Annotated in this window: 15 protein-coding genes; 13 read left to right on the forward strand and 2 right to left on the reverse strand. The window is 63.5% G+C overall.

The window, feature by feature from the left end; all coding sequences use genetic code 11:
* Nucleotides 1-40: 40 nt before the first annotated feature.
* Nucleotides 41-1,264 carry a PQQ-dependent sugar dehydrogenase gene (locus tag G410_RS0101815; protein ID WP_022671950.1) on the reverse strand — a complete coding sequence of 408 codons (1,224 nt, stop codon included), beginning with the start codon at nt 1,262-1,264 and terminating at the stop codon, nt 41-43.
* Nucleotides 1,265-1,547: 283 nt separating this feature from the next.
* On the opposite strand from G410_RS0101815, the gene rimP reads away from it, so the two are divergent.
* The 13 genes from rimP (at nt 1,548) to ligA (ending at nt 17,581) form a co-directional block, all read left to right on the forward strand.
* Nucleotides 1,548-2,117 carry a ribosome maturation protein RimP gene (gene rimP / locus G410_RS0101820; RefSeq protein WP_022671951.1) on the forward strand — a complete coding sequence of 190 codons (570 nt, stop codon included), beginning with the start codon at nt 1,548-1,550 and terminating at the stop codon, nt 2,115-2,117.
* Between the two features lie 53 nt (nt 2,118-2,170).
* Entirely contained in the window at nt 2,171-3,820 is a 1,650-nt protein-coding gene (nusA, locus tag G410_RS0101825) for a transcription termination factor NusA (protein ID WP_022671952.1), read from the forward strand.
* 91 nt (nt 3,821-3,911) lie between these two features.
* Nucleotides 3,912-4,652, forward strand: a complete 741-nt coding sequence (locus G410_RS15215) for a DUF448 domain-containing protein (RefSeq protein WP_084488924.1) — start codon at nt 3,912-3,914, stop codon at nt 4,650-4,652.
* On the forward strand, nt 4,649-7,267 hold the full coding sequence (infB, locus tag G410_RS0101835; RefSeq protein ID WP_022671954.1) for a translation initiation factor IF-2: 2,619 nt from the start codon (nt 4,649-4,651) through the stop codon (nt 7,265-7,267). The genes G410_RS15215 and infB overlap by 4 nt, the downstream gene beginning before the upstream one ends.
* 3 nt (nt 7,268-7,270) lie before the next feature.
* On the forward strand, nt 7,271-7,795 hold the full coding sequence (locus G410_RS0101840; RefSeq protein WP_022671955.1) for a DUF1697 domain-containing protein: 525 nt from the start codon (nt 7,271-7,273) through the stop codon (nt 7,793-7,795).
* Entirely contained in the window at nt 7,795-8,214 is a 420-nt protein-coding gene (gene rbfA, locus G410_RS0101845) for a 30S ribosome-binding factor RbfA (protein ID WP_022671956.1), read from the forward strand. The genes G410_RS0101840 and rbfA overlap by 1 nt, the downstream gene beginning before the upstream one ends.
* 43 nt (nt 8,215-8,257) lie before the next feature.
* A complete protein-coding gene (locus G410_RS0101850) occupies nt 8,258-8,845 on the forward strand; it encodes a thymidine kinase (RefSeq protein ID WP_022671957.1) in 588 nt (195 codons plus the stop codon).
* Nucleotides 8,842-9,765: a tRNA pseudouridine(55) synthase TruB gene (truB, locus tag G410_RS0101855; protein WP_028970941.1), complete on the forward strand. Its 924-nt coding sequence runs from the start codon at nt 8,842-8,844 to the stop codon at nt 9,763-9,765. The genes G410_RS0101850 and truB overlap by 4 nt, the downstream gene beginning before the upstream one ends.
* A gap of 19 nt (nt 9,766-9,784) precedes the next feature.
* On the forward strand, nt 9,785-10,054 hold the full coding sequence (rpsO, locus tag G410_RS0101860; protein WP_022671959.1) for a 30S ribosomal protein S15: 270 nt from the start codon (nt 9,785-9,787) through the stop codon (nt 10,052-10,054).
* Between the two features lie 198 nt (nt 10,055-10,252).
* Complete coding sequence (gene pnp, locus G410_RS0101865) at nt 10,253-12,565, forward strand: polyribonucleotide nucleotidyltransferase (protein ID WP_022671960.1); 2,313 nt, start codon at nt 10,253-10,255, stop codon at nt 12,563-12,565.
* 167 nt (nt 12,566-12,732) lie between these two features.
* Nucleotides 12,733-13,527 (forward strand): outer membrane protein assembly factor BamD, encoded by a 795-nt coding sequence (locus G410_RS0101870; RefSeq protein WP_022671961.1) that lies wholly within the window; start codon nt 12,733-12,735, stop codon nt 13,525-13,527.
* Between the two features lie 73 nt (nt 13,528-13,600).
* Entirely contained in the window at nt 13,601-15,265 is a 1,665-nt protein-coding gene (gene recN / locus G410_RS0101875) for a DNA repair protein RecN (protein WP_022671962.1), read from the forward strand.
* Nucleotides 15,266-15,451: 186 nt separating this feature from the next.
* Nucleotides 15,452-17,581, forward strand: a complete 2,130-nt coding sequence (ligA, locus tag G410_RS0101880) for an NAD-dependent DNA ligase LigA (RefSeq protein WP_022671963.1) — start codon at nt 15,452-15,454, stop codon at nt 17,579-17,581.
* A 2-nt stretch (nt 17,582-17,583) separates the two neighbouring features.
* Here ligA and G410_RS0101885 read toward each other — a convergent pair whose 3' ends face one another.
* Entirely contained in the window at nt 17,584-18,237 is a 654-nt protein-coding gene (locus tag G410_RS0101885) for a TIGR02117 family protein (RefSeq protein ID WP_022671964.1), read from the reverse strand.
* Between the last annotated feature and the right edge of the window lie 25 nt (nt 18,238-18,262).

Below are 18,262 nucleotides of genomic sequence, written 5' to 3' on the forward strand. Positions count from 1 at the left end.
TTCATGAGCGATAGCGGCGGCATGCAGGCTGGTCTTTCGATCAGCTCGTCGATTTGGGCGTTAGACGCATGACCCGGCCCTGTGCGCTCTTCCCGCCATCTTCCAGCAGCCACACCGATCCGTCGGGGGCCTGTTCGACCTCGCGGATGCGCGTACCCATATCGAACCACGTCTCCTGCCGCGCTTCCTGATCGTTCACATTGATCAGCGCCAGCGACTTGCTGGAGAGGCCGCCCATCAGGATCGATCCCTGCCATTCCGGAAACAGGCTGCCGGTGTAGAAGATCATGCCCGCGGGCGAGATGACCGGGGTCCAATAGACCTTCGGCTTGGTAAAGCCGTCGTCCGCGCTGTGATCGGGGATCGGCTTGCCGTCATAATTGTCGCCATAGGATCGCACCGGCCAGCCATAATTGGCGCCGCGCTTTATCAGATTGACCTCATCTCCACCCTTGGGGCCCATTTCATGGTTCCAGAGTTGCCCATTGGGGGAAAAGGCGAGGCCCAGCGTATTGCGGTGGCCATAGGACCAAATTTGCGCGGTGGTGCCGCCTTCATCATAAAAAGGATTGTCTTCCGGCACGCTGCCATCGGGATAGAGGCGCACGATACTGCCCAGATTGTTGCTGCGGTCCTGCGCCGGGTCCTGCTTCTGCCGTTCGCCGGAGCTGATGAACATATATTTGCCGTCGGGCGAAAAGGCGATGCGATGCGAGAAATGGCCGCGCCCGGTCACCTTGGGGGCCTGCCGCCAAACGATCTGAAGATTATCCAGGCTAGGCGCCGCGCCCGTACGGTTCAGCTTGGCGCGGCCCACCACCGCCCCGCGCGTATCGCCATCGCCCGCTTCCACCCAGCTGAGATAGACCATGCCGCTCTGCGCAAAGTCGGGCGCCAGAACGACATCGCCCAGGCCGCCCTGACCGCCATAATCGACCTTAGGCGTTCCGGAAACTTGCTGCGTGCCGCCATTTTGCGTCCAGTGCAGGAGGCGTCCGTCCTTTTCGGTAATCAGCGCTTCGCCTGCGCCTAGGAAGGTCATCGCCCATGGCTCGTCCAGATCGGCCACGGTCTCCACGTCGAACGGCAGCTTGGCCACCTTGCTCATCTGCGCGGCGTTCTGCGGACCGCTGCTGCTGCTGCTACCTGCCTGCGGCGTGCCGATCGCGCTGTCCGGGTTTTCGGCGGCCATCGACTTGTCGGTGCTGCCATTGCACCCGGCGGCGAGGAGGGGCAGGGCGGCAAGGGCAAGAAGATGACGCATGGGGGGGAATCCTTGTTCGATGGACCAGTTTTTCGTCGGCTGGTGAGACGTTTACACAAATAAAGCGGTCGATCACACATTCCGTTCCCCGCCGCCGCCAGGGCTAATCCGCCGCGCCCACTGCGGAGCCGGCGGAGGAATGGACTTGCCAGCAACCGCCCCGGCATCTATATCCTCGCTCGTTCCCGACATTGCAGAGACGATCGCGGGGCCGCCTCCGAAAGGGCGCGGCGACGACCGGCTTTGCTTAGCGCCGCGGAACGACAAAATTTTTTGGAGGCCCATGCCCGATCTCGAAGCCCTGACCGCATTGATTGCCAGCGAAGCCGAAGCGCTTGGCTTCGATCTGGTGCGCGTTGCCTGGCTCGGCGGAGATGAGCGCACGCTTCAGATCATGGCTGAGCGGCCCGATACCCGCCAGCTGGGGATCGATGATTGCGCCAAGCTGTCGCGCCGTCTGTCGAACAAGTTCGACGAGATGGAAGAGGCCGGCAAGGACCCGATCGACGGCGCGTACCGGCTGGAAGTCAGCTCGCCCGGCATCGACCGTCCGCTCACCCGGCTGAAGGATTTTTCCGATTGGGCCGGTCATGAGGTGCGGGTGAATCTGACCGCCGGTGTCGATGGCCGCAAACAACTGCGCGGCGATCTGATCGGCGTGGAAGACGGCATGATCGCTATCGACGATCGCAAGTCCGGCAAGATGCTGTTCGATCCGGCCACGCTGCATTCGGCCAAGCTGATGCTGACCGATCGGTTGATCGCCGCGACGGCGCCGATGGATGCGCAGGGCGCCGATGAGGTGGAAGAAATTGCCGGGGACGACGACGCCGAGGATGGCGACGAGAATTAGGCGCTCCGGCGCACCCGCTATATAGATAGATGCAACGAAAGAAGTAGAGATACATGGCCAGCCCGATTTCCGCCAACAAGGCAGAACTGCTCGCAATCGCCAATGCGGTGGCGCAGGAGAAGATGATCGACAAGGCGATCGTCGTCGAAGCGCTCGAAGAAGCGATCCAGCGCGCTGCGCGCTCGCGCTATGGCGCCGAGAACGACATTCGTGCGAAGCTCGACATGCAGACCGGCGATCTGCAGCTGTGGCGCGTGGTCGAGGTGGTCGAGGTGGTCGAAGAGGTCGAGGATCATTTCAAGCAGGTCGATCTGAAGCAGGGTCAGAAGCTGCAGAAGGACGCCGGCGTCGGCGATTTCATCGTCGATCCGCTGCCCCCGGTCGATCTGGGACGGATCGACGCGCAGTCGGCCAAACAGGTGATCTTCCAGAAGGTCCGCGATGCCGAGCGTGAGCGTCAGTTCGAGGAATTTAAGGACCGTGCGGGTGAGATCATCACCGGCGTCGTCAAGTCCGTCGAGTTCGGCCATATCGTGGTCGATCTGGGCCGCGCCGAGGGCGTGATCCGCCGCGACCAGCAAATCCCACGCGAAATGGTGCGCACCGGCGATCGCATCCGCTCGCTGATCCTGAAGGTGCAACGCGAAAATCGCGGGCCGCAGATCCTGCTCAGCCGCGCGCATCCCGATTTCATGAAAAAGCTGTTCGCGCAGGAAGTGCCCGAAATTTACGATGGCATTATCGAGATCAAGGCCGCAGCCCGCGATCCGGGCAGCCGCGCCAAGATCGGCGTCATCAGCTATGACGGGTCGATCGATCCGGTCGGTGCCTGCGTCGGCATGAAGGGCAGCCGCGTACAGGCCGTCGTGCAGGAAATGCAGGGCGAGAAGATCGACATCATTCCCTGGAGCGAAGATACCGCCACCTTCGTGGTGAACGCGTTGCAGCCGGCTACGGTGAGCCGCGTGGTGATCGACGAGGAAGAGACCCGCATCGAAGTGGTGGTGCCGGACGATCAGCTGTCGCTCGCCATCGGTCGCCGCGGCCAGAATGTCCGCCTCGCCAGTCAGCTGACCGGCCATGGCATCGACATCATGACCGAGGAGGAAAGCTCCGAGAAGCGGCAGAAGGAATTCGCCGAGCGGACCGAACTTTTCCAGGAAGAGCTGGACGTCGACGAGACGCTGTCTCAGCTGCTGGTGGCCGAAGGCTTCAGCGAGCTGGAAGAGGTAGCCTATGTCGCGCTGGATGAAATTTCCGGCATCGAGGGCTTTGATGAAGAGCTGGCCGAAGAGCTGCAGAACCGCGCGATGGAAGCGCTGGAACGTCGCGAGGAAGCCTCCCGCACCGAACGCCGTGAATTGGGCGTGGAAGATGCGCTGGCGGAACTGCCGATCCTGACCGAGGGCATGCTGGTGACGCTGGGCAAGGCGGGCATCAAGACGCTCGACGATCTGGCCGATCTTGCCACCGATGAGCTGATTTTCAAGCCGCGCCAGGAACCGCGCCGCTCCAACAGCGACCGTCGCCGCACCGAGGTGAAGCCGGGCGTGCTGGCCTCGTACAGCCTCTCGGAAGAGCAGGGCAACGAGATCATCATGGCAGCGCGCGCACACTGGTTCGACGATGAGGACAAGGCACCGGCGGAAACGCCCGCAGCCGCAGAAGAAGGGGAGGCCGCCAATGCGGAAGCTTCCCAATGATACGCCGGATACGGATCTAGGGTCCGCATCGCAGGATCAGATCGCGTCCGGCCAGGTTGCGCCGGGCGAGACTGCCTCGGGCGATAAGAACATGATCTTGCCAGACGAGGGTGCGCCTTCGTCCGGCTCCCATGGCCATAAGGATCGCAGCAGCCCCGTGCGCCGCTGCATCCTGTCGGGGGACCGTGCACCGCAGGACATGCTGGTGCGCCTTGCGGTGTCTCCCGATGGTATGCTGGCGCCGGACGTCAATGCCAAGGCTCCGGGCCGTGGTGCCTGGATCGGCGTATCGCGCAGCGAACTGGAAGCGGCGATCGAGAAAGGCCGCATGAAGGGCGCCATTGCGCGCGCCTTCAAGACGGGCGGCGTGACCATGCCGGACAATCTGCCGGAGTGGATCGAGACGCAGCTGCGTCAGGCCACGCTGGACCGGCTCGGGCTGGAGGCGCGGGCATCCAATCTGCTGACGGGCTCTGAAAAGATTGCTGAACGGGCGCGTGGCGGCCGAGTCAATCTGCTGCTCCATACACTCGATTCGCGCCCCGACGGTCGGCGCAAGCTGGATCAGGCGCTGCGAGTCGGCACCGAGCGGGAGGGTTCGGGTGATACCGGCCTCGTCTTGCCGGTGGACCGGGACGCCCTATCTATGGCATTGGGGCGCGACAATGCGGTCCACGCCGCGATATTGGGGGAGAAGGCGGCAGCCCGCGTGCTGCACCATCTCCGCCGCTGGCTAAATTACACCGGATGCAGTAACGGTGCCGCCCCCGCTGACGGGGACGGTCAAGCTGCGACACATGAAGACGACCTTAGGAAGACTGCTGTTCGATGAGTGATGATACACAAGACAAACCAAAACTGACCCGCAAGCCGCTGACCCTCAAGAGGTCGGTCGATGCGGGGCAGGTCGAGCAGCGCTTCAGCCACGGCCGGACCCACAAGGTTGAGGTTGAGGTCAAGCGCAAGAAGCTGGTCGGCAAGCCCGGCCAGGCTGCCGTTGCGGACAAGGCCAAGGAAGAGGCACTGGCCCCACCGCCGCCGCCCGCACCTGCTCCTGCACCCGCGCCCAAGCCCGCACCGGTTGCCAAGGCACCGCCGCCGGCTCCTGCGCCGCGCGCCAGGGCGCCGATGGACAATCTTACGCGCCAGGAAATGCAGGCCAAGCTGCTGAGGGAGGCCGAAGAGGCCCGCCTGAATCAGGCCGAGGAAAGCCGCCGCCGCGAGGAAGAGGCCAAGGCCAAGGCGCTTGAGGAAGAGCGCCGCCGCGCCGAGGAAAATCGCGCGGCCGAAGAGCGTGCTGCCAATGCGCCTGCCGAGCCTGCCCCTGCGGCGGAGCCTGAAGAAGCTGCGCAGCCAGACACCGCCGCTGCGGATCAAGCCCCGGCTGCCGATGCCGGTGCGGATGCAGAGCCCGTGGCCGTTGCGCCGACTAGCGCGATGCCGCCGCCACGGCGCTTCACCCCGGTCGAGCGTCCCGAGCGCGCGCCCAAGGTGGAGAAGGAAAAGAAGCCTGCGCGCAACGCCAAGACCACGCCGCAGGACGATCGCCGTCGTTCCGGCAAACTGTCGGTCAAGACTGCGCTGAACGAAGACGATGGCGCACGTGCCCGCTCGCTCGCCGCGCTGAAGCGTGCGCGTGACAAGGAAAAGCGTGCCCAGATGTCTGGCCGCAAGCGCGAGGCGCAGCCCAAGCAGAGCCGCGAAGTCGTGGTGCCGGATGCCATCACCGTGCAGGAACTGGCCAACCGTATGGCCGAAAAGGGCGCGGATCTGGTGAAGGTCCTGTTCAACATGGACATGGCCGTCACGGTCAACCAGACGATCGATCAGGATACCGCAGAGCTGCTGGTCGAAGAGTTCGGCCACAAGATCAAGCGCGTGTCCGAAGCCGATATCGAGATCAACACCACCACGGATGTCGATCCCGAAGAGACGCAGAAGCCGCGTTCCGCCGTCGTTACGGTCATGGGCCATGTCGATCACGGCAAGACCAGCCTGCTCGACGCGATCCGCGGCACCAGTGTCACCTCCGGTGAAGCCGGCGGTATCACGCAGCATATCGGCGCCTATCAGGTGAAGACGAAGAATGGCGATCTGATCACCTTCCTCGACACGCCGGGCCATGAGGCGTTTACCGAAATGCGTGCGCGCGGCGCGAACGTTACCGATATCGTGATCCTGGTGGTCGCGGCGGATGACGGGCTGATGCCGCAGACGATCGAGGCGATCAACCACGCCAAGTCTGCCGGTGTGCCGATGATCGTGGCGATCAACAAGATCGACAAGGAAGGCGCCAAGCCGCAGAAGGTGCGCGAACGCCTGCTGGAACATGAAGTCATCGTCGAGGATATGGGCGGCGACGTGCAGGACGTGGAAGTGTCCGCACTGAAGAAGACCGGTCTGGACGAACTGCTCGAAAAGCTGGCGCTGCAGGCCGAACTCATGGAGCTGAAGGCGCGGCCGGACCGCGATGCCGAGGGTATCGTGATCGAGGCCAAGCTGGACAAGGGCCGCGGTGCGGTTGCCACCGTGCTCGTCAATCGCGGCACGCTTAAGCGCGGCGATATCTTCGTCGTCGGCGGGGAGAGCGGCAAGGTCCGCGCGCTGATCGACGATACGGGCAAGCAGGTGAAAACTGCCGGACCATCGGTGCCGGTGGAAGTCCTTGGCCTGTCCGGTGTGCCGAATGCCGGTGACATGCTCACCGTGGTCGAGAATGAGCAGCGTGCGCGCGAAGTCGCCACCTATCGTTCGGAACAGGCACGCAAGCAGCGCACCACACAGGCCCCGACATCGCTGGAGAACATGTTCTCAGCCATGGGGACCGAGGCCGCCATCGAATATCCGGTGGTGATCAAGGCCGATGTGCAGGGTACCGCCCAGGCCATCGTCCAGGCGCTCAACAAGATCTCGACCGACGATATCAAGGTGCGCGTGCTGCATCAGGGCGTCGGCGGTATCACCGAGAGCGATGTGACGCTGGCGGCGGCTTCCGGCGCGCCGATCATCGGCTTCCATGTGCGTCCGAATGCCAAGGCCCGCCAGATCGCCGAGCGCGAGAAGGTGCGGTTCAAATATTTCGACGTGATCTACGATCTGACGGACGATATCCGCAAGGAAATGGCTGGCGAGCTTGGGCCGGAAATCATCGAGACGGTGGTTGGTCGTGCCGAGGTCAAGGACGTGTTCCCTGCCGGCAAGCGCGACAAGGCGGCGGGTCTTCTCGTCACCGACGGCTTCCTCAAAAAGGGTCTGCTGTCGCGTCTTACGCGTCAGGACGTCATCGTGTCGAAAACCGTCATCGCCTCGCTGCGCCGGTTCAAGGACGATGTGGCAGAGGTTCGTGCCGGTCTGGAATGCGGCGTGTTGCTGCAGGACACCAACGACATCAAGGCGGGCGATACGCTCGAGGTGTTCGAGGTCGAGGAACGCGAGCGCACGCTATAAGGCATGCGCTACGTCGCGTTCCTCGGCAGCATCAATGTCGGCGGTAATCGGCTGAAGATGGTCGATCTGCGCGACGCGATCGAGCATGAAGGTTTCGAGGATATCGAGACCGTGGTGGCCAGCGGCAATCTGTTGTTCACGCATGATGAGCGCCCATCCGACGGCATAGCCGAAAAGATGGCGTTCATCCTGCATGACCGCTTTGGCATTCGCAGCTTTGCCGCGATCCGCAATCGCGCCGAGCTCGCGGCGGCCATTGCCGAAAATCCCTTTGGCGATGATGGCGATCCGAAAAAGGTGCACACGCTGTTTGCGAGCGAACGCTACGATCCGGAGCAGTTCGCCGCCTTCGCCGCGGATTATCCAGGGCCGGAGCGCGTGGCCGCCGGTACGCGCGCCTATCATGTCGATTTTGTGGACGGTGTCGGGGTATCGAGGCTCGCCACGCTGGTCGATCAGCGCTTCGACTTTCGCGCCACGGCTCGCAACATGAATTCAATGAGACGTATTTTGGAAAAGATGGACTGATGGCGCGCTTCAACGATTCCGGGCCCGAAGGCCGCTCCATCCGCACCTTGCGGGTGGGCGAGCAGGTGCGTCATATCCTGAGCGAGCTGTTGCAGCGCGGCGACGTGCACGACCCGCGTCTGGCGGGCCTGCCGATCTCCGTCACCGAAGTTCGCATGTCGCCAGATCTGCGCCACGCCACCGTCTTCTTCAAACCGCTGCTCGGTCAGAAAGAGGCCGAAATCGGCGCGGCGCTGAAGGAGAATGCCGGCTATCTGAAGGGCGAAGTGGCCAAGCGCGTGCGCATGAAATATGCGGCTGAACTGAAATTCCTGCCCGATGAGAGCTTCGACGAAGGCGCGCATATCGATGCGCTGCTGCGTGATCCCAAGGTGGCGCAGGATCTTGGCGAAGAACCGGACGACGCGCCGGACGTCTGATCGCCGGTTTCGCGTGCACCGCCAGCCTGCTTAGGGGGCATCGATGGCCAAGCTGTATTTCTATTATGCCAGCATGAATGCGGGCAAAAGCTCTACGCTGCTGCAGACCGCGTTCAACTATGGTGAGCGCGGCATGCGCGTGATGCTGTGGACGGCGGCGATCGACGATCGGCCCGGTTTCGGCGCGATCAGCAGTCGGATCGGCCTGTCCAGTGATGCGCACCGGTTCCTGCCCGGCACCAATCTGCATGATGCGGTTCTGCGCCAGCACGACGACGCGCCGCTCGCCTGCGTGCTGATAGACGAGGCACAGTTTTTGATCCGCGATCAGGTCTTCCAGTGCGCACGATTGGCCGACGAGCAGGATATTCCCGTGCTCTGTTACGGCCTGCGCACCGATTTTCAGGCAAAGCTGTTCCCCGGTGCCGCGGCGCTGCTCGGCATTGCCGACGCGCTGATCGAGCTGAAAGCCGTGTGCGAATGCGGGCGCAAGGCGACGATGAACCTGCGCGTCGACGCGGCGGGCAAAGCGGTGCGCGAAGGCGCGCAGACCGAAATCGGCGGCGAGGACCGCTATGTCGCATTATGCCGCCGCCATTTCATGGCGCGGCTGAACGCGGACGCATCATGACCGAACGCAAACCGCTCAATGGCTGGCTGATCCTCGACAAGCCGCTGGGGCTTGGCTCCACGCAGGGTGTGAGCGCGGTGAAACGTGCGCTGCGCGCTGGCGGCTATCCCAAATGCAAGGTTGGCCATGGCGGAACGCTCGATCCACTGGCGACCGGTGTGTTGCCGATCGCGCTGGGCGAGGCGACCAAGCTGGCCGGGCATATGCTGGACGCCAGCAAGGTCTATGATTTCACTATCGGCTTTGGCGTGGAGACCGATACGCTGGACGCAGAAGGGGTGGCGGCGGAAAGCAGCGATGCCCGGCCCACCTTGGCGGATGTGCTCGCCGTGCTGCCCCGGTTCACCGGGCCGATCGAGCAGATACCGCCCAAATATTCCGCGCTGAAGATCGATGGCAAGCGTGCCTATGATCTGGCGCGCGCCGGCGTGGCCGTGGAGATGACCATGCGCGGCGTGACCGTACACGGTCTTTCGCCTTTGCTCAGCTCCGTTTGCGAAGGGGAAGGCGCGCTGCAGGAGATCACCCTGCAGGCCCATGTCTCCAAGGGTACCTATATCCGCTCTTTGGCGAGAGACATCGCGCGGGCGCTTGATTGTTACGGCCACGTCACCATGTTAAGGAGGCTGCGCGCAGGCTCCTTTGCGCTGGATTCCGCGATTTCGCTGGACAGGCTGGCCGATCTCGGCCAAGGGGCCGCGCTTGAGGAAGTACTCTTGCCAATCGAGGCGGGGCTGGACGACATCCCGGCTCTTCCCCTCACCCCCGGAGAGGCAAAAGCGGTCCGACAGGGCCGTCTTCTATCCGGGATTGCCGCAGATGACGGTATGAAGCTGGCGCGCGACGAGAACCATGTTCTGGTCGCTCTGGTAGACATAACCGGCGGAAATCTCCGCATCATCCGTGGTTTCAACCTATGATGTTCGAAGGAAAAAATTTATGTCGATCACTGCAGAACGCAAGCAGGAAGTCATCAGCGATAATGCCCGCCAGAAGGGCGATACCGGTTCGCCGGAAGTGCAGGTCGCTATCCTGACCGATCGCATCAACAACCTGACCGACCATTTCAAGAACAACCACAAAGACAATCACTCGCGCCGCGGTCTGCTGGCGATGGTGAACAAGCGCCGCAGTCTGCTGGATTATCTCCGCAAGAAGGACGAGCAGCGTTACGCCGATCTGATCAAGAAGCTCGGTCTGCGTAAGTAAGACGACAAGACGGCTCCGCTTTGCGGGGCCGTTTTCTTTTATTCCCATCATATATCCAAGATAGGGATAGCGGCTCCCCGCAATGAGGCGGGCGGCTGCACCGGGCACATGAAAGCCCACATCCGATCCGTACCGGACCCGTACGGAAACATGAGGCCCCTTCGCGCAATCTGGCGGAAGGGTTCAGAAGGAAAATATATGTTCGATACGCAAAAAGTAGAGCTGGAATGGGGCGGCAAGACCCTCACTCTGGAAACCGGCCGCATCGCCCGTCAGGCTGATGGCGCCGTGCTCGCAACCTATGGCGATACCGTGGTGCTGTGCGCCGTGACCGCCGCAAAGAGCGTGCGCGAAGGGCAGGATTTCTTCCCGCTCACCGTTCACTATCAGGAAAAATTCTCGGCCGCCGGGCGCATTCCGGGTGGCTTCTTCAAGCGCGAAGGCCGCGCCACGGAAAAGGAGACGCTGACCAGCCGTCTCATCGACCGTCCGGTGCGCCCGCTGTTCCCCGAAGGTTTCTACAACGAAATCAACGTGATCTGCCAGGTCCTGTCCTATGATGGCGAGACCGAGCCGGATATTCTTGCGATGATCGCGGCATCGGCTGCGCTCACCATTTCCGGTCTGCCCTTCATGGGCCCGATCGGCGGCGCGCGCGTCGGCTATCAGGACGGCGAATATATCCTGAACCCCAGCCTGTCCGACATCAAGGAATCGGGCGAGCTCGACCTGGTCATCGCCGCCACCGGCGACGCCGTGATGATGGTGGAGTCCGAAGCCAAGGAACTGGACGAGGACGTCATGCTGGGCGCGGTCATGTTCGCGCACAACCACATCAAGCCGGTGATCAACGCGATCATCGATCTGGCCGAAAAGGCCGCCAAGGAGCCTTGGGAAGTCAAGAGCTCCGAGGGTAACGACGCGATCAAGGAAGAGCTGCGCGGCATCGTCGGCAATGACATTGCGGCAGCCTACAAGCTGACCGACAAGTCCGAGCGTTCGAACGCCCTCAACAATGCGCGCGACAAGGCGAAGGCGCATTTCGCCGAGGCCGATGGCCAGAAGCAGATGACCGCCGGCAAGATGGTCAAGAAGCTGGAAGCCGACATTGTGCGCGGTGCCATCCTGAAGGACGGCAGCCGTATCGATGGCCGCAAGACCACCGAGATCCGCCCGATCGAGGCGATGGTGCATTTCCTGCCCCGCGCCCACGGGTCTGCCCTGTTCACGCGCGGTGAGACGCAGGCCATCTGCACCACCACGCTGGGCACCAAGGATGCCGAGCAGATGATCGACGGTCTGGAAGGGCTCTCTTACGAGCGCTTCATGCTGCACTATAACTTCCCGCCCTATTCGGTCGGCGAAGTGGGCCGTTTCGGCTTCACCAGCCGCCGCGAGACCGGCCATGGCAAGCTGGCATGGCGTGCGCTGCACCCCGTGCTGCCCAGCATGGACGAGTTCCCTTACACCATCCGCGTCCTGTCCGACATCACGGAGAGCAATGGCTCTTCCTCGATGGCGACGGTGTGCGGTGGCTCGCTGGCCATGATGGACGCAGGCGTTCCGCTGAAGCGCCCCGTGTCCGGCATTGCCATGGGCCTCATTCTCGAGGGCGACGACTTCACCGTTCTGTCCGATATTCTGGGTGACGAGGATCACCTCGGTGACATGGACTTCAAGGTGGCCGGTACCGAGCAGGGCATCACCTCGCTCCAGATGGACATCAAGGTCGCCGGGATCACCGAAGAGATCATGAAGACCGCCCTGGCACAGGCCAAGGAAGGTCGTGCGCACATTCTGGGCAAGATGAACGAAGCGCTTGGCGGCACCCGCCAGGAACTGTCGGACTTCGCACCCCGGATCGAGACGATGCAGATCGATAAGACCAAGATCCGCGACATCATCGGCACGGGCGGCAAGGTCATCCGTGAGATCGTTGCGGAAACCGGCGCCAAGGTCGATATCGACGATGACGGCGTGATCAAGATCTCCTCCTCCGACGTGTCGCAGATCGAAGCAGCCAAGCGCTGGATCGAGGGCATCGTGGAAGAGGCCGAAGTGGGCAAGGTCTACAACGGCAAGGTCGTCAATCTGGTCGATTTCGGTGCGTTCGTGAACTTTATGGGCGGCAAGGACGGTCTGGTCCATGTGTCCGAGATCAAGAACGAGCGCGTGGAAAAGGTCTCCGACGAGCTGTCCGAAGGGCAGGAAGTCAAGGTCAAGGTGCTCGAGATCGATCAGCGCGGCAAGGTGCGCCTGTCGATGCGCGTCGTCGATCAGGAAACCGGTGAAGAGCTGGAGGACACCCGTCCGCCGCGTGAAGGCCGCAGCGAAGGTCGCGGCGATCGTGGCGATCGCAAACCGCGCGGTGACCGCGACGGTGGTGGACGTGGCGACGGCGGTGGCCGTGGTCGCGGGCGTCGCCCGCGTGGCGGCGGTGGCCGTGACGGTGACAGCGATGGTGCGAAGGGTGATGCTGCCGGCCTGCCCGATTTCATCACCAACGACTGATCCGTCTGCACAAGCAGAAATGAAAAGGGGGTGCCGGCCAGTCCGGTGCCCCTTTTTTCATGGCCGTGGCCTAAACCCGCCGGGCGAACCTGGCCCATCTTCATCGGCGATACAGGCGGCCATGCTTACGGCTTGGCGCAACGCGCTCCGCAGGCTAGGGAATGCCCATGACACGCTTCATCTTTCGTACCGGCGCCATCGCGCTTTCGGCCGTCCTGTTGGCCGGCTGTTCCACGCTCGGCATTGGCGGCGGCGGCAAGTCCGGCGCGGACACGGCCTATGTCGCACGCGATGTCGGCACGCTCTACAATGCCGCCAAGGACCGGCTGGACCGGCGGCAGTACAAGGTGGCCGCCGCGCTGTTCGATGAGGTGGAGCGCCAGCATCCCTATTCCCCCTGGGCGCGCCGTGCGCAGCTGATGAGCGCGTTCAGCTATTATATGAGCGCGGATTATCCCAAAGCGATCGAATCCTCGCAGCGCTTCCTGTCGATCCACCCCGGCAACAAGGATGCGCCCTACGCTTATTACCTCATCGGCATCAGCTATTATGAGCAGATTGCCGATGTGCGCCGCGACCAGAGCACGACCGAGCAGGCGCTGGCCGCGCTGGGTGAAGTGCAGCGCCGCTATCCGGAAACGCGCTACGCCGCCGATGCCGCGCTGAAGATCGATCTGGTGAACGACCATCTGGCCGGCAAGGAAATGGAAATCGGCCGCTTTTACGAGCGCCGCAATCAGTGGCTGGCCGCCACGCTGCGTTTCCGCGAAGTGGTCGATAAATATGAGACCACGACCCATGCGCCAGAAGCGCTGTATCGGCTGGTGGAATCCTATCTCTCGCTCGGCATCCCGCTGGAAGCCAAGAAGGCCGCCGCCGTGCTGGGGACCAATTATCCCGGCAGCAAATGGTATGAACGCGCCTATGATCTGATGCAGGACAAGGCTCCCAGCTACGTTTGATGCGGCGGCGTTCCTGGGCGCGATCTGTTCACGCTCTATTCCCCTGTGCCGCGTGAGCGGGTAGGGGAGCCTTATGCTTACCGCGTTGTCCATCCGCGATGTCGTTCTGATCGAGGCGCTCGATCTGGAGTTCGATGACGGGCTAAGTGTGCTCACTGGGGAGACCGGGGCGGGCAAGTCCATCCTGCTCGATTCGCTGGGCCTTGCTCTGGGCGCCCGCGCGGACAGCGGTCTGGTGCGACAGGGCGCGGACCGGGCCAAGGTCACCGCCAGTTTCGCCGCGCCGCCGGAGGGATCGCCGCTGGCCCGCCTGCTGCTAGACAATGAAATCGAGCATGAACCGGGCGAACCGCTGGTCATCCGCCGCACGGTGAAGGCCGATGGCGGCAGCCGCGCGCATCTGGCCGATCAGCCCTGCAGCGCGGCGCTGCTGCGCGAAGTGGGACGGCATCTCGTCGAGATCCATGGCCAGCATGACGATCGCGGCCTTCTGAACCCCGGCGGACATCGCGCGCTGCTCGATACCTTCGGGCGCTGCGACACCGCGCCGGTCGCCGCCGCGCACAAGGCCTGGGCCGCGGCCCGTACGCAGCTGGAAACCGCGCGTGACGAGCGCGACGAGGCCGAGCGGGACCGTGAATGGCTGGACCATGCCGTGGGTGAGCTGGAAGCGCTTTCGCCGGAGGCCGGCGAAGAACAGGCACTGGCCGAGGAGCGCGCCGGAATGCAGGCGGGCGAACGGATCGCCGAGGATCTGGACGCCATCCGTGCCGTGTTCGAAGGATCGGACGGCGGCCTGGCCCAATTGCGCGGCGCGGCGCGGCGCCTGGACCGCGTGGCCGAAGGGCATGAGATGCTGGCCCAGGCGCTCGAAGCGCTGGACCGCGCGGTGATCGAGGCAAGTGAAGCCGAAGAGAAGCTCAACGTCGCCGCGGAGGCGCTGTCGTTCGAGCCTGCCCGGCTGGATGCGGTGGAAACCCGGCTGTTCGAGCTGCGCGCCATCGCCCGCAAGCATCAGGTGGAGCCCGATGCGCTGCCCGAACTGCTGGAAAAGCTGGCCGCCAAGCTGGATGCGCTGGAAGGCGGCGCGGCCAGTATCGCCAAGCTGGAAGCGGCCGAGGCCAAGGCGGCGGCGCACTATGCAGAGGCGGCGGACGCGCTCACCCAGGCCCGTATGGCGTGCGGCGGGCGTCTGGACAAGTCGGTCGCCGGGGAGCTTGCGCCGCTGAAGCTGGACGCGGCGCGCTTCCAGACGATGGTGGGAGAATTGCCGCCCGAACAATGGGGGCCGCGCGGCAAGGACCATGTGGAGTTTCTGATTTCCACCAATCCAGGCGCGCCCTTTGCGCCGCTGGCCAAAATTGCATCGGGCGGTGAATTGTCGCGCTTCATTCTGGCGCTCAAGGTGGCGCTGGCCGAAGAGGGCGGGGCGGAAACCATCATATTCGACGAGATCGATCGCGGTGTGGGCGGCGCCGTCGCCAGTGCGATTGGCGAGCGCCTGTCCCGCCTGTCCCGCCGCCGCCAGCTGCTGGCCGTCACCCACAGCCCGCAGGTGGCCGCGACCGGCGCGAATCATTTCTTCATCGCCAAGTCCAGCGACGGCACCGTGACCCGCACCGGCGTGCACGAACTGGGCGCCGACGAGCGCCGTCAGGAAATCGCCCGCATGCTCTCCGGCGCGGAAGTGACCGACGAGGCAAGAGCACAGGCGGACCGTTTGCTGGAAAAGGTGTAAACCGCTTTCCGAAGCGGGTTTTCCCTGTCCTACGTCAGGCCTGATCGGCTATCCTGTGCCGATGCAGACGCACCATACCATCGCTCGCCGAACTTTACATAATGTCTTTGGACGGACCGTATTCCAAGGGGGACGTATCGCGACTGATGCGAACTTCCGCGCAATATCGTTGCGTCGGCAAAGGGAATGTCTGTGAGCGATCTGCCGGAAACCGAAGCCGATGCCGCCAATGCGCTGATGAAGCTCGCCAAGGAAATCGCGAAGCATAACCGGCTCTATCATGCCGAGGATGCGCCGGCGATTTCCGACGCCGAGTACGATCAGCTGATCGCGCGCAACAACGCCATCGAGGCGGCCTATCCGCATCTGATGCGCGACGACAGCCCGAACCGTTCGGTCGGCGCAGCGGTGGCGTCGTCTCCCTTGGCCAAGGTGCGGCATGAGCAACGGCTTTACTCGCTCGACAATGGCTTTTCCGACGAAGACATTGCGGAATTCGTCGCGCGCGTGCGCCGGTTTCTCAGCCTGTCTGAGGATGAAGCGCTTTGCCTGACCGCCGAAGACAAGATTGACGGCCTATCGCTATCGATCCGCTATGAGGATCGTAAGCTGGTTCGTGCCGCGACGCGCGGGGATGGGCAGGTGGGCGAGGATGTGACGCCCAATGCGCGCACCATTGCGGACATTCCACAGATGCTTCCCGCAGATGCGCCCGATCTGTTCGAGGTGCGCGGCGAGGTCTATATGTCCAAAGCTGCCTTTGCCGATCTGAACGCCAAACAGGAAGCGGCGGATGAGAAGATATTCGCCAATCCGCGCAACGCCGCAGCGGGATCGCTACGGCAGAAGGATGCCAGCGTAACCGAGGCGCGGCCGCTCCGCTTTCTGGCCCATGGTTGGGGAGACAACAGCGCCGTGCCGGGCGAGACGCAGACCGATGTGATGCAGGCTATCGAAAGCTGGGGCTTTCCGCTGTCCGAGCATCTGAAACGCTTCGACACGCTCGATACGCTACTGGCGCATTACCGCGCCATCGAGGCGCAACGTGCCGACATGCCTTATGATATCGACGGCGTGGTCTACAAGATCGACCGGCTGGACTGGCAGGCGCGGCTTGGCTTCGTGGCCAAGGCGCCGCGCTGGGCGATTGCGCATAAATTTCCGGCGGAAAAGGCGGAGACCACGCTGGAAGCCATCGACATTCAGGTGGGCCGCACCGGCAAGCTGACGCCGGTGGGGCGGCTGACGCCGGTGACCGTCGGCGGGGTCGTCGTGTCCAACGTGACGCTGCATAATCGCGATGAGATTGAACGACTGGGCGTGCGGCCCGGCGACCGGGTGCGCATCCAGCGAGCGGGCGACGTGATCCCCCAGGTGGTAGACAATCTGACGCGCGAGGAACCGCGCCCCGCCTTCCACTTCCCGGAAACATGCCCCGAATGCGGCTCCGAGGCGGTGGCGGAAGAAGGCGAGGTCGACGTGCGCTGCACCGGCGGGCTGATCTGCCCGGCGCAGCGTTTTCAGCGACTGGTCCATTTCGTGTCGCGGGGCGCGCTGGATATCGACGGGTTGGGCGAGAAAAGCATCGCAGAATTTCTGGAGGCCGGGCTGATCCACAGTCCCGCCGATATTTTCCGCCTGCGCAAGAAGCGTAGCGAGATTCTGGGCCGCGAAGGCTGGCAGGACAAGTCTGTGGATAACCTGTTGGCGGCGATCGAGGCCAAGCGCCGACCCGATGCCGCGCGGCTGCTGTTCGGCCTTGGCATCCGCCATGTCGGCAGCGTCACGGCGCGCGACCTGATGAAGGGATTGGGCACGCTCGAACGGCTGCCGGGAAAGGCCAAGGACGTGCAGGATTATCGCGACAGCCATCCCCGGAGTGAGGGCGAAAGCGACGGCAAGTTCCGCACAAGGATGGACGAGGCCATCAAGCGCATTTTGGAAGTGCAGACCGATGGCATCGGCGTGGCCGTGGGCTTTGCGCTCGCCGATTTCTTCCATGAGAAACACAACCGCACCGCCTGGGACGATCTGATGTCCGAAGTCGATCCCGAGCCGTTCGTGGTCGAAACGGTCGAGAGCGAAGTGGCGGGCCAGACGGTGGTGTTCACCGGAAAACTGGAAACCATGAGCAGGGATGAGGCCAAAGCGCAGGCCGAGCGGCTGGGCGCCAAGGCAGCAGGGTCGATCAGCGCCAAGACCGACCTGCTGGTGGCCGGGCCGGGCGCAGGATCGAAGCTGAAAAAGGCCGAGGAACTGGGCGTGCGCGTGGTCGACGAAGCAGGCTGGGCGGCGATCGTCGCGAAAGCGGGTTAGGCTTAGCGCTGGGTGCGCACCGCCGGAAACCAGCGCATGACGCCATCGGCCATCGGGGTCCAGACCCCCATGGTCACACCCGCCTTGCGCAGCATGCGGCCGGTCCAGCTGTTGCAGGTGTTGAATACGCTGTAGCTGCCGTGCGCGGCGTAGAATGCATCGGCGGGGCCATATCCGAAGCTGGATTGCGCGCGTCCGTCCGGGCCGATGCTGAACTGCGCGCGGATGGCTGCGGCGAGTCGGCTATATTGCTGCGGGGTGACCATGACGCGTCGGCGGTAGGGCTCCGGGCCAGGTCGGTAGAGGAAGTCGACATGCATCAGCACTTCATCCGATCCGGTTGCCGCGTTCCAGGCGATCGCAGGCGTCAGGTCGGCCCATGTCTCCGTTTCACGGTAGAAGCGCGCCTCGCCCCAGGCGATCAGCACATGCGTGCTGTAATAGCGCGGATCGCGAAGGTCCTCCGGACGCAGCAGGTCGCGCCAGTCGGCCTGCGCGTTGGCGATCGGCATGACAATGCCGGTATGTACGCCGTTGGTTTCGACCCAAATCTCGACGCCGGTGTCGGGCTGCCGCCAGCCGGCGTTGGCGGCGATCAGCGATCCCGCCAGCGCCGCGCCGAAATACAGCCCGATCGCAAGGATCAGCCATGCCATCGCCGATCGTGCGATGCGCCAGAAA

The sequence above is a fragment of the Novosphingopyxis baekryungensis DSM 16222 genome (assembly GCF_000420305.1).
Classification (GTDB): Bacteria; Pseudomonadota; Alphaproteobacteria; order Sphingomonadales; family Sphingomonadaceae; genus Novosphingopyxis; species Novosphingopyxis baekryungensis.

Coding starts and splice junctions, on each gene's coding strand:
- G410_RS0101840 (WP_022671955.1), top strand. CDS start 7,271: ATGCGCTACGTCGCGTTCCTCGGCAGCATCAATGTCGGCGGTAATCGG.
- rbfA (WP_022671956.1), top strand. CDS start 7,795: ATGGCGCGCTTCAACGATTCCGGGCCCGAAGGCCGCTCCATCCGCACC.
- G410_RS15215 (WP_084488924.1), top strand. CDS start 3,912: ATGATCTTGCCAGACGAGGGTGCGCCTTCGTCCGGCTCCCATGGCCAT.
- G410_RS0101870 (WP_022671961.1), top strand. CDS start 12,733: ATGACACGCTTCATCTTTCGTACCGGCGCCATCGCGCTTTCGGCCGTC.
- truB (WP_028970941.1), top strand. CDS start 8,842: ATGACCGAACGCAAACCGCTCAATGGCTGGCTGATCCTCGACAAGCCG.
- recN (WP_022671962.1), top strand. CDS start 13,601: ATGCTTACCGCGTTGTCCATCCGCGATGTCGTTCTGATCGAGGCGCTC.
- rpsO (WP_022671959.1), top strand. CDS start 9,785: ATGTCGATCACTGCAGAACGCAAGCAGGAAGTCATCAGCGATAATGCC.
- G410_RS0101850 (WP_022671957.1), top strand. CDS start 8,258: ATGGCCAAGCTGTATTTCTATTATGCCAGCATGAATGCGGGCAAAAGC.
- infB (WP_022671954.1), top strand. CDS start 4,649: ATGAGTGATGATACACAAGACAAACCAAAACTGACCCGCAAGCCGCTG.
- ligA (WP_022671963.1), top strand. CDS start 15,452: ATGTCTGTGAGCGATCTGCCGGAAACCGAAGCCGATGCCGCCAATGCG.
- rimP (WP_022671951.1), top strand. CDS start 1,548: ATGCCCGATCTCGAAGCCCTGACCGCATTGATTGCCAGCGAAGCCGAA.
- pnp (WP_022671960.1), top strand. CDS start 10,253: ATGTTCGATACGCAAAAAGTAGAGCTGGAATGGGGCGGCAAGACCCTC.
- G410_RS0101815 (WP_022671950.1), bottom strand. CDS start 1,264: ATGCGTCATCTTCTTGCCCTTGCCGCCCTGCCCCTCCTCGCCGCCGGG.
- G410_RS0101885 (WP_022671964.1), bottom strand. CDS start 18,237: ATGGCATGGCTGATCCTTGCGATCGGGCTGTATTTCGGCGCGGCGCTG.
- nusA (WP_022671952.1), top strand. CDS start 2,171: ATGGCCAGCCCGATTTCCGCCAACAAGGCAGAACTGCTCGCAATCGCC.